Below are 15,719 nucleotides of genomic sequence, written 5' to 3' on the forward strand. Positions count from 1 at the left end.
GGCCTGAGAGTCAGCTTATGGGTCACGGGACAGTGTCCTTTGACTCATAAGTTGCGGTTTTGACCCATAAGTTGGCTCGCTTCCCTCCGCCTTATCAGGTTCGAGAACTTCACAAGTTAGGGTCTATTCGGGTTCCATAGCTTGGAAATCGTTGAACAACTCCGTCCAGCGGTCGACGAATTCCTTTTCGAATTTTTCAACCCCGCGTGACAGTGCGCGCTTCTTTGCCAGTCGCGCGACATCGACTTTCCAACCTTCAGGCAGCCCAATCTCTTGCGACGATGCCCAGGCTTCGATCTGCGGAACAATCGGCTTCCCGGGCTCCACGACGTCGGCGAATGCCTTGTCGGCTCCGCGTCCACGTTCCCAACGGTCAATCACCTCCGCAAGAAAGGCCGGCGGGAAGAGATCCTCGATTTCCGAATTCGCGAAGCCGACATATTTGTCGGTCGAAAGAACCCGCCCCTTCGCCTTTTGGTAGAGGCCGTTCTCCATATCCCGAGCCATCTTCCGCCCGGCGTCGTCGCCGTCAAAGATCATCACAGGAAGGATTTCGTCACGCCCTGTCAGGATGCTGGCGACGACCTTTGCGTTCTTGGCGCCGTGGGACGGCGGGAACACCAACTCCCGCTTCGGGCTGATCTTCTTGCCGCCGATTAGCAGCGCCTTGATGGTAGCCAGGTAATGCTGGTCTGAAGGCCCCTCCACTATTACCGGATGGCAGCCGAGCAGAATGCTCTCGGCGACGTTCATGTTCAGAGCCGAATAGATCGCGTACGTGGCCCCGTTCTTGCGCGGATCGTCGTTACCCCTTCGCAAGTCGGCCGAGGCTTTGGTCGAGCCATCGTCACCCACATAGACTTTACGGGCCCGGTCGAGTGAGTCTGCGTCGACAAGAAAGGGAGAATGCGTCGTGTAAACGATCTGATTGGTTCCAGAGAGGTTTTCGAAGAACGCCGAGAGGTCGCGTTGGGCCAGCGGATGCAGCGACAGCCCCGGCTCATCCAGCAGTAGAATTGCGTCGCGGTGGTCGCGGCTGCTTTCGACCAGGAATATCAGATAGAAGCTCAGAAACCACTGCAGGCCGCTGCTCCTGTCTTCGAGCTCAACCTTTTCTGGGCGCTTGCTGTCGCTCACCCAAATTCGGAAATGATCGCCATCCGCCTGGAACTCAAAGGCGTAATTTCCCTGTTTCCACCAGTCCCGGAACCTCTTGGTGAGATCGGTCCCCGCCGAATTCAGTAGGATCGTCCGGTCACGCTTCTTGGTCGCGATTTCTGCGATTTCGGTCGGGTTCGGCTGACGACCCTGGGGATCCTTGAAGTCCAGGCCGAGTTCGAGGATTTCCTCGGGATGCAGCGTCACGAAACTGAATAGGACGCGAAGCGTCCGTGCCTTTGCGGCCTCCCGAGCGCCCAGGTCTTCACGTTTCAGATTCTGGACAACGTGCGGCAGGTAAATTTCGGAGTCCAGGTTTCCGTAGTTGGAATAGTAGACAAACCTAGGGAGCTTCGAGAGGATGAATTCCTTCACTTCCGCGACTTCGGACGGTCCCGGCGCAGTCAATCTGCCTCTTTTCGCCTTCAACGCGTCCAACAGTTGCTGGAACCTGGGTACTATCGAGCTGGTGGGCGCCGGAATTTCGGGGATCGCCGTTTCCAGCTTGGCCGCCACCTCGGCAATGCCTGTTGACGACCATATTTCCTGCGATTTCACACTCTCGTTCGCCTCCTCAAGCGATTTGAGCATTTCCGGTTTCAGGGAAGATTCCTTCGCGAGCGGGGAAATCGACGCGATCTCGTTCTTGGCCTCTTCAATGACTTTTCGGATTTCCTCGGAGGTCGCTTCCGTCTGCGGTTCGTGTTTCGGAAATGCGATCTCATGACGGCCGTCGAAATATCGGCTGACTTCGACGACATCCAGGTACTCCCGGCCGACTGCGGTCATGTCCGAAAGCTTGCCGGCGTGCTCGGAGATGTCGAATTCCGCAGCAACGAAACGGAAGTTCCCTGGGTTGGCGCGAACAGCAGCGTAGTTCCCCTTTGGATAGTCCGAGGTCGGTTTGAGCTCCCCCTCCCTTGCTGGGTTCAATTTCCAAAGCGGCAGCAAGAGATTCGTCTTGCCGGATTCGTTGACACCGATCAGCGCTGTCACTTGTTCCGCATCCACCCAGGCGCTGTCGACGACCGAACGGAAGTTCGTGACCTTGTACCTATTAAGCTTCATGTTCTGTCCCCTCGCCCCGTAGTCTTTACATGATTGTATATCTGAAAGGAAAGGCAACTTGCGTGCCTGGATGACTACTATACTGCCCTCTTTCCCAACTCGAGCTGCAGCCTCGGCTGCAGCTCGACAATCTCTTTGATCTCTTCGGCCGACAGCGCCCACTTGGCGAGCAAGGCTTCGACGATCCGCTCGACCTCCCTCCGATGTTCTCCAATGATGCGCTTCGCCCTCTCGAACTGCTCCATCAGCACCTTGTCGACGCGCTCCTGAAGGCCGCGGTCGAACCGCATGGCGGTGAACAGGTCGTCCTCGTTGTCGGCGGCAAGGTAAGCCAGGCTTTCGCCAAGACCGTACGAAGCCTCGAACGTCAGCGCGGACAGCGTGGCATTGTGCAGGTCGGACCCGCGCGTACCGCCTCCGCCGGCGGATTTCGCTCCGAGCAGAACCTCCTCGGCGGCAAGCCCGCCCAGAACCATGGCGATCCGGTCAAGGAACTGCGACGGCGTCCGTTCGCGCAGGCCCGGTTCGTCGAAAACAACCCCGCCGCCATCCTGTACGCGGCCGCCTGACATGTCGAACGTCTCGATAATCGACACGCGGACGATCTCGGCCGCACCGATGGCAAGGCAGACCACCGCATGCCCCGCTTCATGGACGGCGAACCTGCGCCGCATTTTCTCCGGGAGAGAAACCAGGACAGGCAGCTCGGCCGCGATATCGTCGAGCGCCATGCTCCGGCGCTCGCGCCTTGCCCGTCGCCTGCCCCGACGCACGAGCTGCTCGAGCGCCGCACCGCTCCCACCCTCCGTCCTGCCCGCGACGCCGGACAGATCGGCGCCGACAAGCAAGCCCTGCAGATGCCAGCGAAGAATCCCCTCGCGGCCCTTCAGGTCGGGCAACGGAATCCTGACATGCCTGTCGAGACGGCCGGCCCGGACGAGCGCCGCGTCGAGCCGTTGAGGGTGATTGCAGGCGCCGAAGATGACGACGCCTTCCCGTCCTTCGGCGCCGTCGATGCATTCGAGCAGTGCTGCCACCACCTCGGTGGAATACTGTGTGTTGTGACCGCTGAATTTCTCGCGATCGCCCACCGCGTCGATCTCATCGAGAAAGAGGATCGAGGGAGCATTGTCATTGGCTTCGTCGAAGGCTGCACGCATGGCCTTCAGCAAATCCCCGAGATGCCCCCTAGCCTGCCAGCGTCCGAGCGATCCAAGGACGAGATGCACGGCAGGCATGACGGAAGCATCGGCAAGCTGCTCGACGGCGTTCGACAGGCTGCCTTTGAATACGCGGCGTTCCTGTTGCCCTCGGATCGGCCGATCGACAGGAAATCCTGGCTCGGCACTGCGTCCCTGGAGAGTTTCCACTGGTCCGAACTGGCAATGCGGCTTTCGCATCTGGACACCAGCATCGTGAAGCAGGCTTGGCTCAATGCGGCAAAGGTAATCGAAGAAGAGCTACTCAGGGTATTCACGGCGAGCCGCTCGATCCTGCGCCGGGCGGACGATGGTGGCATCGAGGCGATCATCCGTCCGCGCATCTTGGGATCGCTACAGAAGGAACGGGTCCAGCTTGCTGCATTGGATCAATGGCTCATTGAAAACGAAAGCAATGTCGCCGCCCCTGTCGCGGCATCAATGCGCTCGCAGGTATCGCTGGCATTGGAGGCCAGCCTTCAACGAAACCCCACTGAGGCGGCGGGCAGACTTCTGACCGCCGCCGAAATCGCAACAAGCGGTCAAATGAGCGAGGCCGCGAAATCAGAAGCTTTGAGAACGTTGCATGCCAGCTTGGTGGACGACGATCTTACAACCGCCGACCCAATCGTAGTCGACATCTGGGAGCGGCTGAGCACAGGACTTCGCGAGAATGGCGACTATAGAAACAAGGAAATGGCACGGCGTTTCTTTGATGTGATCCTGTTCCACACGATCCGCTTTGTCTCGTCACGCGCGAACGTTAATTCGACTGCAATAAACAACATTGACTACCTGTTCAATCTTAGCAAGACGGAACCTCCCGTCGAGGAAGACCTGCACCGAGACTACTTCAGTTTTCTACAGGCCACTTCACTGCAGCCGCCTTGCCAAAAGGAACCCAGCGGTGTTGCACACGGCCGCGTCGATGTCCTTTTCTCCAAGGAGGGATTCAAGACAGTAGCGGAGCTCAAGAAAACAGCGGGCAATTACGACCTTGCGGGGTTGGTGAAAAAGTTCGGACTGCAGACTGTCGCCTACCAGAGCACAAACGTCACGTTCTGCATCTTGATGGTTCTCGATTTGGTGGACCGGGGCGGAGGCAGTGGACATCTTCGTGAAGTCATCAGCCTCGAGCATAAGACGCCAACATCCGGGAAAACGGCCTACTCCGTCGTTGTGTGCAGGGTGCAGGGACGCAAGCGGCCGCCGTCGGAAGTTCGAGACAAGCCAGCGCACCCAAAACGAACTCACAAATGAGGCACCGATATCATTGCCGCTAAGGAATGCGATCCATGAACATGGCATCTCGCACCGTTGTAGACCGTCCGGCAACTCACCCGATGACTACCGCGCCCGGAGCCAGTGCCACATCAATCAAACTGAGATCAGTCAACTGCCGTACCTCCTGCATTAGGATACCCCCTTATAGGCGCAGGTGATCCGCGTAGAAGTTCCCGCCCTCGTCTCGACGGATTCCAAGCTGGGATGCTCCGTCGGATTTTAGCTTGTCGAAGAAGACATCTCGCCCGTCGATCGATACTCGCGCAACGGGATCCCGGCGGCTGTTATCGGCTTTGTTGTCGAAGATAATTCTTTGGCCGAGGTGGATGAGGCCATCCTCGCTTCTGACCGCCTTCGGCTTGAACACAGCCTGCGGCACGCTGCCTTCGGGGCTGTGTTGCTCTGGGTCGCGATACAGCGAGATCGTCACGTCTGCCTCTGTGCCCCTCTCCGGCAATTTCAGGATTTTCGGAAGCAACATGTAGGCGTAGTTTTGGGAATATATCCGGAAGCCGATCTTCTCCCAAAAGGGTATCGAGGCCCACGGCGCACACTCAATGCCGAGTATGCAGCGACGATCGTCATCGATGGCCCTTTGCAAAGCGTCCTCTGCCAAAGCTTTGCCGTATCCAAGGTCCCTCCGGTCAGGCCGGACTTCCAGAATGCCGTTACGAATCACACCATAGGCAATGAACGCGACAGGCATGTCGTTCTCGATCAGGGCAATCATCTCGCCATCCGCGTGCGCGTCCTCGATCACTGATCGGTTGCAGTAGAATCCTTCGCCCGTCTCTTCTCGCTCCGCCCTCAGCCAGGCCATGATCTTCTGGAAATCGTCCTCGGATGCCTTCCGAATGATGGGGACCATTTTTATCCTCGCCGACATTGAATCTACCTCCGCGCGCGACCCACGAAGAAGCGTTCGGATCATGGCAATCGCCGCAGCTATAATTTGACATCTGCGGTAATTGCCATTATAAATGCACTTAACACAGTAAATCGCGTTAAATGCTATCATGTTAACATTCAATATGACATCGCCGATGGAAATTATCCAAGGTGCCGCAGCACGGATGAAGCGGCGGCGGATCGATGCCGATCTTACCCAACGGGAGCTGGCTTCCAAGGCTGGAGTTTCCTACGGCTCGCTGAGAGTTTTCGAGGAGACCGGCAAGGCATCCTTCGAAGCTGTCGTGAAGCTCGCATTCGCCTTGGAGGCGGAAGCTGAATTCGAAGGTTTGTTTCCTTCACGTCCGCCGAAAACACTCGAAGACGTAATCGGGCGCCCGGCCAGGCAGAGGGTCCGCAAGAAATGAAGTTCAGGCCAATCAGGGAAATGAAGGTAGTCCTGGATCTCGAAGGGAGCCAGCGAGAGCTAGGGACGCTTGCGTGGAGCACCGATGAACGACGGGCTTACTTCGAGTACTCGGCTGAGTTCATAACTGCGCCGCTCTTGATTTCTCCATTCAATTTGGCTGCCAAGGCGGGTCTTATTGCAGCCAAGCTCGATCCGTTCGATGGGCTGCATGGCTTGTTTAACGACAGCCTTCCAGATGGATGGGGACGCCTTTTGCTGGATCGCCGCCTTCAAAAGGCTGGCGTCGACTATCACATGCTCACACCCTTGGACCGCCTTTCCGCGGTGGGAACGACGGGAATGGGCGCGTTGGCCTACATTCCTGAACTGCCTGGCGAAGAGCCGGCTGCAGGGGACCTAGACTGGTTCGTTGAACAGGTGGAGCTTGTCCAGAACCAGATGGACACTGCTGATATCGATGCCTTGCAGGGTGCCCAAGGCGGTTCCGCAGGGGCGCGTCCAAAGATCATGATCGGCTTGAACCCGGATCAGAATACCTTCGTGATTGACTACGCCATGAATTGAAGCCCGGGTTTGATCGCTGGATGGTGAAATCGCGAAGTTCCGACGATCCAGCGGACATCGGCGTCGAGGAGCAAGCATATGCTCTCATGGCGCGCGAGGCCGGGCTGGCGATGGCCGAGACACGGATATTGCAGACGAAGAAGGGCAATCGTCTGTTCGCAACAAAGAGATTTGATCGCACGCCCGAGGGACGGCTGCACATGCATACCGCCAGCGGCCTCTTGTATGCGAGCCATCGCGAAGCCTCCCTGGACTACGCCGCCCTTCACAAGCTCACGCACATGATGACGAGAGACAGCGCGGAGGTCCTCCGCATGTTCGGTCACATGGCATTCAATGTGCACGCGCGGAACCGGGACGACCATTCGAAGAACCATGCATTCCTGATGGGACCGAATGGGCGGTGGAACTCTCTCCGGCGTACGATCTGACTTTCTCGGCAGGCCCCGGAGGACAGCACAGCGCATCGATCGCGGGGGAAGGATTGAACCCAGGACGACAGCATCTGATTGCCGTCGCCAAAGGCGCTTCCATTTCCGAACAAGAAGCGTTGAACGTGATCGAACGCATCCGCTCTGCTGTCGATCGCTGGCCACGGTTCGCGGACGAAGCAGGTCTATCCAAAGCACGAACCAATGAACTTGATCTGATCCTGAATGGACGGAGGCCGCAGCCTGCACAGGCGCTACGTTGGGACACATCCCCCGACAGCCTGGCTGTTTCCGAGCCCCTTCCGAAAAGCAACCCCGAAGCGGCCTTGGCAATCCTGGATCGCGCACCGGACATCGCGCCAGATTCAGGAGACGAGCTTGAGGAAGGAAGCTCAGCTAGTTCTAAAATGTGAGGACGACAAAAGGGCCTCCCAGCACGCGCGACCAACGCGGATACCAGACCATCCCGATTTCCGCAGGTCGGCGAGTCAACTTATGGGTCACGGGACATGCGACAGTTGCCCCAGTTAGAGATGCGACACTTCCCGCTTCCGAGGCTGGTCAACATGAAGCTGGAAAGGAAGGCTGGCGACTTCACAGAGCCTGGCGTGAGACCGGGCCCATTTGCGGAGCCGTCATGCCTTTGGTCACCTTGTCGCAAAGAGAGCTGCATCGTCTCGAAGCCATCCAGAAGATCCGCGACCGACGGCTGACCGTCGTCCAGGCGGCGGAACTCCTTCACCTCAGTCGCAGTCAGGTTCATCGACTGTTGCAGGTCTATGCCCTGGACGGCGCCGGCGGGCTGGCGTCCAAGAAGCGCGGCCGGCCGAACAATCGACGCCATGATGAGGACTTCCGCAACACCGCATTGGATCTGGTGCGCGATCGCTACCGGGATTTCGGCCCGACGCTTGCCCGCGAGAAACTGCTTGAGTGGCATCAGCACGACCCCTGCCCCGCCTGCGGCGGCTTCAGGCGTGAAAGAGGTCGAAACCGGTTGTCCGGACGAACATCCTGACCCCGATGAGCCGCTGATGTCCAAGACATTTGCTGCGTCGCGACCATTGCAGCAGCAGCCCGCAGCCTCCCACATGATCTTCAAACCCCTCCCGGTCTCCACCTTTCCGGATCGCTCGTGCGACGGCCGTGCGGGGCATCGTGATATCCTGCCGATCTTTCGCCTGCTGTTGTCAAAGACTGCCTGCCGTCATCCAGATCCCCCTTCCCCAGCCGCAAGCCTTAGGCGCGAGCGGCATGCGGATTTCTGGTCATGGCTTGGTGTTCGGTCTTTGCAGGCATTCCCGTTGATGGATCTGTCCGGAATTAGCGACGGTTGTTCTGGCCAACGCTGCTGTCTTGTCCCGTTCCTGCCCGCTCCTTCGCTGCGCTCCCGAGTTGGGGACAAGCCATCTTAGGCGCCGGCCCCTTTGGAACCGTCCTCCGGGACACAAACCATCAACCAAAGGAAAAGACCATGACAGACACTAACAACACCAAGACCAAGAAGACCGAGTCGAAATCCCCGATGTACCTCGCCTATACGGTGCGGGATGCCAAGGAAGAAGGCCAGAAGGGCTTCTGGACACGCATCGGTGCATTCTTCGCCCACGAAGATGGCGAAGGCGGCACGCTCCTCCTCGAGGCCCTGCCCCTGGACGGACGCGTCGTGCTGCGCGCCCCCAAAGTCGAAGAAGACAAGTAGGAGGCGGACATGCAGCTCTTGACTCAAGATCTGCGGGACAAGCTGCTGGCGAATGGTCGCCAGCAGCAGCCTCTCCGCGGTACCAGCGACGAGATCGATTTCGTGCCCGTCGTCAAACTGTTCACGCCTGACGCCGGCGCGACCTGGCTCCTCACGGAGATGGATCCGGATGATCCCGACATCGCCTTCGGCTTATGTGATCTCGGGGTCGGCAGCCCCGAACTCGGCAGCGTCAGCCTTGCGGAGCTCGCCGCGGTGCGCGGCAGACTCGGATTGCCGGTCGAGCGTGACCTGCACTTCCAGCCAAACCGCACGTTATCGGCCTATGCCGACATCGCGCAGCGTGATGGTGCCACCCGCACCTGACTGCCACCGAACCCCGGTTCCAGCCGGGGTTCGGCTTACTCTGTGACAGGCGTCAGTTGAGCCCAGCTTTCGGCTTAGAAAATCGCCACGAACATACGCCACGGCGGTGTTACCGATTGAAGCATAACTGAATTGTTCCTTGAGCCCTTCGATGCCGCTCAACGGCTGGCATTCCTGGTCAGATATGAGGTTTGTCTGACCATCATCGACCATCTTGGACGAGATAGTTCCTTTGGTGCTTTGAGGGCTGCTTTTCGCCTCATACGGCTGTGGGCGACATGTCCCCTCTGCATCGCGGTCCTCGCCCGGGTTGCAAGCAGGACGTGGTGCCGGCGCCGCGGCGGGAGGCGCTTTGGCCGGCGGTATCGGCGCGGTTTCACTTGTGGTCTCAAATTTCTGTTGGGGGGATGAAGTAGCCGAGCAGCTGAAGCGCCAGCTTGGCTTTACCTGTCGTTCCTGCCGTCAGATATCCAGTGACGGATCGGCCAGTGGGCGTGAGGGCTTGTAGGTCCGCAGTTTTTCCAGGCGTTCCCCCTGCCTGCAAAACGAGCGGTCAGAACTCAGCATCGCGTTAGCTGCGGCAAATTCGGCATCTCTTCTTTGGCGTTGTCGGCGCCGAACTTTGCGAACTGGTCCAGGCACTCGCCGGCGTGGATGACGGTGTCCTGGGGTCGCGCACCCTTCTGTTTCTCTCAGCCCGACAGCTTCTGCGACCGGGTCTGCCGCGCTACACGCCGGGTAGCTTCATCTTTTTTCCGGATGGCTGAGGTCAACTCGTCATAGTCGACGCCGCGCTTCTTCAGCGCCCTGCGCGCATCGTCGATCTCGAAGCCCAACAACTCGAATACGGTCATATTGAGCTTGGAAGCGATACGCTCCATCGTCTTAAGGGTCGGATTTCCGATACCGCGCAGCATCGTGTAGTAGGTCCCTCGCGCCAAACCCGTCTTGGGGAGGAAGGCTTCCATTCCGCCATTCTCGATCTCAAGCTGCTGGAGGCGCAACGCCAGCATTTCATTGAGGATGGAATGATCGACCGGCTGGGGCTTGCGGACGGGCGACATGAAATCGATGAACTCCAGATGAGGCACCTGCGCCTGCGGAGACCATCAATACCGCAATGAGGTTATCTTGTATATGAATGTTCTTATATATTGAATATTCTCTGAAGGCACGGCGTGTCGGATCTAACCTCCTAAAGCGCCGTCGCGCGCAGACATTTCCAATACGGGCCGGCTCGAGCCGGCCGTATAGGTGGTGCGAGGGACTTTGGCTTCCCACTTGATGAACGACCGTGGACTCGGGCCTTACGTTGCCAGTGACCACATACGAGATAATGTACGGACTGAGTTTCGGCCCAAGCGCTCCCATTTTCTGTCTGGCTGATGCTGATGCCGTTAGGCCCCGCGCGACGCCGCCCGCCGCAAAATGGAAGGCCCGCCCGATACTGAGTAGGAACAACCGCAAGCCTATGCATGAGCCAACGTTGCCGTTCGCCACTAAAACCAATAAGCCTGCTGGCGATAGAATGGACCTTCCTGCTCCTCTCCGGTTCTGGCTGCGCACGGCGAGCGCTTTCTGGGCGTGTTGAGTTGGAGCGGCACATCGTCCCCTGGGCGATGGCTCCAAGGCTATTTCCTTGTGCAAAGAGTATCTCTGCATGGCGGGCGGCATCTGGACGTCAAGCCGGTCCGGACGCCCTTTTCTCGGATGCCGTTTAGCGGCTTGCCGATCGAATTCGTGCTCGCGTGAGGCCTGTTGCCCTGTCTCACCGCTGTTTAAGCGGCTGTCCAGCCGCGCGAGCGGCCGAAGCGTAGCGGAGCCAGCCCGCAGCCGGACCGCGCTCCCAAATAGCGCTGCAGGTACGGCGGAGGGCTGGTGGTCAGGCGTCGTGCGAGGGCGGGAGACGTCCAATCCGTTTCAGGTAGTCGTGGAGAACACGATCGATGATGCGTAGAGGATGCGTGCGCTCCTCCGCGGCGATCTGCCGGAGGACCAGGTCGATGGCGTCGGGCAAGCGAAGTGCATAAGGGCGCGACGAACTGCGTTCGCCATAGGCATCGAACGGTTTGCGCGGATTTTCCCTCTTCGGTTTGGCCGGCGGTGCCGACTTAGGCGCCTCGATCTTGTTGGGCAGGGTTGCGTGAGGAGTTTGCGGGGCAGCGGAGGTTGACGCCTGCGTTGTCGGTTGATCGTCGTAATGCGGTGTGATGACGACGGGCTTGGTCCCGGGCGGCGGATCAGACGAGATCCGCTGGGCGCGAAAGGCGTCGCGTGGCAGGGCAGGACGGGGCGGTTTGGCGGTTTCGTTCATGCGGCATTGTCGCCGTTATTGACGCCCTGGCTCGCCGCGAGCAATTCGCGGACGACCTGGTCGGCATTGTAGCGGGCCTTGCGGATCGACTCATCCGTGTCGCTCATCTGGTAGAGTGTACCGTGGCCGCTGGTCATCGTTCGATAGGTGACGCGCCGATAGAGCGCGTTGGCGCAGATGGGCACCTGCTCGGCGTTGAGATAGGCGAGGACTTCGCGCAGCGGCCTGGTGTTGCGGTCGAGACTGTCATATTCGTTGAAGAGAACGCGGTGCTGGCTCATGGGGAGATTGGCTGCGTGGGCATGCTGCTCGAGGTTGCGGATGGAGCGCACGACCTGCGATGCGTCGAAGGTGTGAACCCTACAGGGCAAGACGACGAGGTCGGCGCGCAGCGCCGAATGGGTAAGCACTGGTCCGTAATAGCCCGGCGTGTCGATGACGACGACGTCATGGCTGTCAAGGCGCTCGAGCGCTTGTGCGAGGCTCTGTTCATCCGGCGCGCGCACGAGATCGATCCCTTTCGGACTGAGATCCCGCGCGACCGAAGATGCATGCCATTGGTAGGCGGAGCCCTGAGGATCCGCGTCGACGATGGCGACGGAATAGTCGTGATTGGCGAACTCGCCGGCAAGGATAATGGCGACGGTGGTTTTCCCGGAGCCTCCTTTTGGGTTTGCGATGGCGAAGATGCTCGGCATGAAAGGCTCCTCGTGGCGCCGCGATCGCGACAGCGAAATGACCAAAACAGTATATTAGATATTACGAGGTCAGAAATCGTGCAAGTCGTTGTTCGCGCGGTCCTCCAATGAGAGAATGCGGCGGTGCTGTGTTTCGGCAAAGCGGCAATACCGCAAGGCACGTTTGCTCCAAGGCGGCAATGACACTTCCGGGTAATGCTGTAACTCGCGTTTCGCGACATACGGCAATCTTGGAGGAGATCAATCCCGACCCCTGAGGCATAGCGGGGGGTCCTGTCAGGTGTATTCACATCAAAAGGCGTCAAATCAGTATTGCGGTAAGAACGGGTGGGGATAGCGCTATGGGGCGGATCGCGGCACAGCGCAGGGGGGCACGGCAGGGCATGGGGCGGCTGCTCTCCCTGGGCCATTGAAGTTCAGGTTAATAGATATTGGTTGACAAGATACCGGTTTGTGGGCCAAAACCGGGGAGGCTGCTGGACGCAGCCAGGGCGCTGACGCGCGTTGCCTGCCGGCGAAGCTTGAGCCCGTCGGCCGAGAAGAGAAGGGAGGACGGCTGTGGCCAGTTCCGCTGCAATGCCGAGACGCAAACCAAGGCTCCGCACGGAGCTGTCGGAGCTGGATGAGCGGCGCCTTCAGGAGGCAGTGGCACTGTTCGGCTTGCCGAAGGCCGAGGTCGTACGAAGGTTGATCCGGGCGTCGGTGCAGGCCGGCCCCGCACTTTCTGCCGAGAACACTGTGGTCATCGTGGATCTCGCCTACCAAGTCCGGATGGTTGGGCGCAATCTCTCCCAGGTCTTGAAGGCGATCCACCGTGGCCAGGCCGTGCGCATCGAGGACACGGAGGCCGTGTGGCGCGGCTTGTACGAGGTGATCGCGACGATCAATGAAGAGCTCACCGAGATGACCGTCGCCTATGGCTCCAAGCTTCGACGTGTTGCGAAGCTTACACTGTCGGAGGAAGTCCGCTCTTGAGCCGGGCCGCTCAAATCGGATGGTGGCTTGAGCAGGTCAATGCTGCGCGGCGGGCCGTCGAAACGGCGCGCGAGGAACGCGGGCGGCCACGGGTATCGAGGCCGATTGACGAGGAGCGCCAACCGAAAGCCAAACGGGTTTCGTCGCTACCAAGTACGTCGTCTCAGGCAGACATTCGTGGCGCGACGATCTCGGGTGGACAGGACGAGGAGCGGCGTCGGTTGCTGCCGGCGGCGGCCAGGGGAGGCGCTGGCGGGCTGGCGGGGAACACCGGATCTGGGTCGCCGACGGCGCCGATCGCTGGAAATCTTTCGAGCAGTGGTGGAGCGCAGGGTGGTGGGGCTATCGGCCGTGCCCGGCAACTGGCGGCGGGCTATCAGCCGGCGGTCATCAAAGTGGTGTCCTACGCCCGGGGCGTCGCGCGCGTCACGGCAACGGGCCAGTATGTGCAGCGCGAGGAGGCGGCGCTTGAGACCCACGATGGGCGCATGCTTGGCGATCGTGAAGCTGTGACCGACGAAATCAAGGTCTGGTCCACGAGTTTCGCGAAGCGTGCAGAGAGCCAGGACGTCGCTGCCATGCGCTTGAAGCTTCACGGCGTGCGCGACACACCGGCAGGGCGACAGACTTATGAGAAGGCGATGGTTGCCGGATTCGAGGGCCATCGCTATGCCTATCGTCTCGATGCGACACCGTCGGGCGAGCTGGAGGCGCGGCTCGTTGTGGCGATGGCTGGATCCCCCAAGGAGCGGTTGCGAGTCCGGGAGGAACGGGTTGGCAATGCGGAGGTTGGGTTTACTCAGCGCCGGCTCAATATCCGATCGGAGGCGACGGTGAAGGCGCGGATAGAGGCGGCGGCCGGCCATCCGAGGCATGCCGTGAGCGTTGATCCAGGCCCCACCACCCACGGTCGAGACGGTGTGACCTATCGACTAAACAAGCTGATCGAGAAGGGCGCCGTGGTCGACGATCGTGGCAAGGTTTTGTCGAATGTCGCCGATGCGCGCGTCGCCGCGCGAGAATGGGGACCGTCGCTGCGGTCGCAGTCCGCGCGCGACACAATGCACCTGATCATCTCGGCGAAGACTGGGGCGGATGTCGCGGCTCTAACCGACGCCGTCCGCGCGTTCTTGCATGACCGGTTCGCCGACCACAAGTTCATGTTTGGCGTTCACACCGACAAGCAAGCCGACGGGCATATCCATGCCCACGCCATCATCACGGTGAGAAATGAATCCGGACAGAAGATCCACCCGGGCCGTGAGACGTTCCGAGAATGGCGCGAGGTGTATGCTCAGCACGCCCAGGCGCATGGGCTGAAAATCGTCGCCACTTCAGCGAAGGAACGGGCATCGTCGCAGAGTTACGGCCCGAAGGACAAGGCGATCGTCGACGTGGCCGAGCGGCCACGGCCGACGCGGGAAGCACGCGACCGCGCTTATGCGGAAGATCCTGCTAACCAGCGACTCATCCACAATGCCAGGAACCGGATCCGTGTCGCTCGGGCGAACCCCATCAAGCTTCCCGCCTCGAAGCCTGATCGTCGCGCTGTCAACGAAAGCGTCGCCGCCTGGCGAACTCTCGCTCGGGAACATCCGGACAATGCGCTGGCGAAGCAAATGTTTGAACGACTGGCGATGGCCCAGACGTTAGGCAATGTCCTCGACATGATCGGGAAACGAGTTGACCATTTTACGAAGGAGACTAACGACATGCCGGTCACATCGGCGCAGATGACGAAGGATCTTCGCCTCATGAACGAGGCGGTTTCGCGCACAAGCGATCTCCTCGATGGGGAGACCAAGCAACAGTTTCGAGAGGCATCGTCACGGTACCTTGAGACACTCGCAAGCCGAATCGATCTCCAGCGCGCACAGGAGCGCGGCGCGCAGGAGCTCTCTCGTTCCGAAGTCGAGGCCATTGCAGGGGTCAATGCCGATCGCCTGATCGCGCGTGCTCAACAGGTTAGCCTGAAGGAACAGCGGGAGGCCGTCTCTGCGGAACGGATCGTCGATCGCGCCGTCGAGATGGAGCGCCGACAAGAGGCCCGTGGCGGGATCGACCCGGCATCGCATCGCGAGCTTGGTGTAGATCGGGCCATCGTCGCGAACTCGCAACAATCCGCCGCCCGTGAGGCACGCGAAGCTGCGGCCGCCATCGAGGCCTCGCGTGTGCTCGCCGATCATCCCGCACAGCCGCTGCCGCAGTCGCTGCTTCAGACCGATGCGATCGTGGCGCTCCAATTGGAACAGGAAAAGGTGCTTCAAGAAATCGATGCTGACAAAGCCGAAGTACAGGCAACCAAGGGCCAGAGGATAATTTGACGATCGCGCGATCTGCTTTGCAAAGGTCGGACGCGGTCCGGATGAGGGATCGCGCAGCCGGCGCAGGATTCAGGAAAACACCTCGAATGGTCGCGTCCGCGCCAAGGCCAATGGCTTCCAGTTCGGCCGCAAACCCAAACTTTCGCCACAGGGACGTCGCGAGGCCTAGCCAGATTAGCAGCGCCGAAGAAAGGAGGTGTGCATGAACGGATCGACTTCAGCCCTATGGTACCGAGGCCAAGGCGATCAACAACGAGATTGAGGTTCTTGCTCGTCTCCCTGCCGAGAGGATGCAGACAGTTCACGGCGGCGAGTAAC

At 59.8% G+C, this 15,719-nt stretch carries 15 protein-coding genes and 1 pseudogene; 10 read left to right on the plus strand and 6 right to left on the minus strand.

Annotated elements, in window-relative coordinates; all coding sequences use genetic code 11:
* Window positions 1-123: 123 nt before the first annotated feature.
* On the minus strand, window positions 124-2,226 hold the full coding sequence (locus tag AC0V8S_RS37575) for an AAA family ATPase (RefSeq protein WP_475438799.1): 2,103 nt from the start codon (window positions 2,224-2,226) through the stop codon (window positions 124-126).
* A gap of 77 nt (window positions 2,227-2,303) precedes the next feature.
* Window positions 2,304-3,464: an AAA family ATPase gene (locus tag AC0V8S_RS37580; protein WP_475438800.1), complete on the minus strand. Its 1,161-nt coding sequence runs from the start codon at window positions 3,462-3,464 to the stop codon at window positions 2,304-2,306.
* Here AC0V8S_RS37580 and AC0V8S_RS37585 point away from each other — a divergent pair.
* Window positions 3,450-4,685, plus strand: coding sequence for a hypothetical protein (locus tag AC0V8S_RS37585; RefSeq protein ID WP_475438801.1), 1,236 nt, complete (start codon window positions 3,450-3,452; stop codon window positions 4,683-4,685). The two genes, AC0V8S_RS37580 and AC0V8S_RS37585, sit on opposite strands and share 15 nt — an antisense overlap.
* 166 nt (window positions 4,686-4,851) lie before the next feature.
* Here the strand turns inward: AC0V8S_RS37585 and AC0V8S_RS37590 are convergent, their stop codons facing one another.
* Window positions 4,852-5,577 (minus strand): GNAT family N-acetyltransferase, encoded by a 726-nt coding sequence (locus AC0V8S_RS37590; RefSeq protein WP_475438802.1) that lies wholly within the window; start codon window positions 5,575-5,577, stop codon window positions 4,852-4,854.
* Between the two features lie 175 nt (window positions 5,578-5,752).
* Between AC0V8S_RS37590 and AC0V8S_RS37595 the strand changes: the two genes are divergently transcribed.
* The 7 genes and pseudogenes from AC0V8S_RS37595 (at window position 5,753) to AC0V8S_RS37625 (ending at window position 9,090) form a co-directional block, all read left to right on the plus strand.
* Entirely contained in the window at window positions 5,753-6,025 is a 273-nt protein-coding gene (locus tag AC0V8S_RS37595; RefSeq protein ID WP_244662166.1) for a helix-turn-helix domain-containing protein, read from the plus strand.
* A complete protein-coding gene (locus AC0V8S_RS37600) occupies window positions 6,022-6,591 on the plus strand; it encodes a HipA N-terminal domain-containing protein (protein ID WP_475438803.1) in 570 nt (189 codons plus the stop codon). Before AC0V8S_RS37595 ends, AC0V8S_RS37600 begins: the two co-directional genes overlap by 4 nt.
* A 20-nt stretch (window positions 6,592-6,611) precedes the next feature.
* Complete coding sequence (locus tag AC0V8S_RS37605) at window positions 6,612-7,022, plus strand: HipA domain-containing protein (RefSeq protein WP_475438804.1); 411 nt, start codon at window positions 6,612-6,614, stop codon at window positions 7,020-7,022.
* Window positions 7,023-7,075: 53 nt separating this feature from the next.
* Complete coding sequence (locus AC0V8S_RS37610; protein ID WP_475438805.1) at window positions 7,076-7,435, plus strand: hypothetical protein; 360 nt, start codon at window positions 7,076-7,078, stop codon at window positions 7,433-7,435.
* Between the two features lie 224 nt (window positions 7,436-7,659).
* A pseudogene (locus AC0V8S_RS37615) lies at window positions 7,660-7,965 on the plus strand (helix-turn-helix domain-containing protein); the annotation flags it as partial.
* Between the two features lie 531 nt (window positions 7,966-8,496).
* Complete coding sequence (locus AC0V8S_RS37620) at window positions 8,497-8,724, plus strand: hypothetical protein (protein ID WP_183455492.1); 228 nt, start codon at window positions 8,497-8,499, stop codon at window positions 8,722-8,724.
* Window positions 8,725-8,733: 9 nt separating this feature from the next.
* A complete protein-coding gene (locus tag AC0V8S_RS37625) occupies window positions 8,734-9,090 on the plus strand; it encodes a DUF2958 domain-containing protein (RefSeq protein ID WP_258598955.1) in 357 nt (118 codons plus the stop codon).
* A 692-nt stretch (window positions 9,091-9,782) separates the two neighbouring features.
* Here the strand turns inward: AC0V8S_RS37625 and AC0V8S_RS37630 are convergent.
* The 3 genes from AC0V8S_RS37630 to AC0V8S_RS37640 form a co-directional block, all read right to left on the minus strand.
* On the minus strand, window positions 9,783-10,181 hold the full coding sequence (locus AC0V8S_RS37630) for a helix-turn-helix domain-containing protein (RefSeq protein ID WP_244662164.1): 399 nt from the start codon (window positions 10,179-10,181) through the stop codon (window positions 9,783-9,785).
* Between the two features lie 791 nt (window positions 10,182-10,972).
* Window positions 10,973-11,404, minus strand: coding sequence for a hypothetical protein (locus tag AC0V8S_RS37635; protein WP_475438806.1), 432 nt, complete (start codon window positions 11,402-11,404; stop codon window positions 10,973-10,975).
* On the minus strand, window positions 11,401-12,102 hold the full coding sequence (locus tag AC0V8S_RS37640; RefSeq protein ID WP_183465709.1) for a ParA family protein: 702 nt from the start codon (window positions 12,100-12,102) through the stop codon (window positions 11,401-11,403). The genes AC0V8S_RS37635 and AC0V8S_RS37640 overlap by 4 nt, the downstream gene beginning before the upstream one ends.
* 645 nt (window positions 12,103-12,747) lie before the next feature.
* Between AC0V8S_RS37640 and AC0V8S_RS37645 the strand changes: the two genes are divergently transcribed.
* Both AC0V8S_RS37645 and AC0V8S_RS37650 read left to right on the plus strand, forming a co-directional pair.
* Entirely contained in the window at window positions 12,748-13,077 is a 330-nt protein-coding gene (locus AC0V8S_RS37645; protein WP_244662163.1) for a hypothetical protein, read from the plus strand.
* Entirely contained in the window at window positions 13,074-15,401 is a 2,328-nt protein-coding gene (locus AC0V8S_RS37650) for a relaxase/mobilization nuclease domain-containing protein (RefSeq protein WP_475438807.1), read from the plus strand. Before AC0V8S_RS37645 ends, AC0V8S_RS37650 begins: the two co-directional genes overlap by 4 nt.
* The last annotated feature ends 318 nt before the right edge of the window (window positions 15,402-15,719 follow it).

It is taken from the genome of Mesorhizobium oxytropidicola (assembly GCF_056174625.1).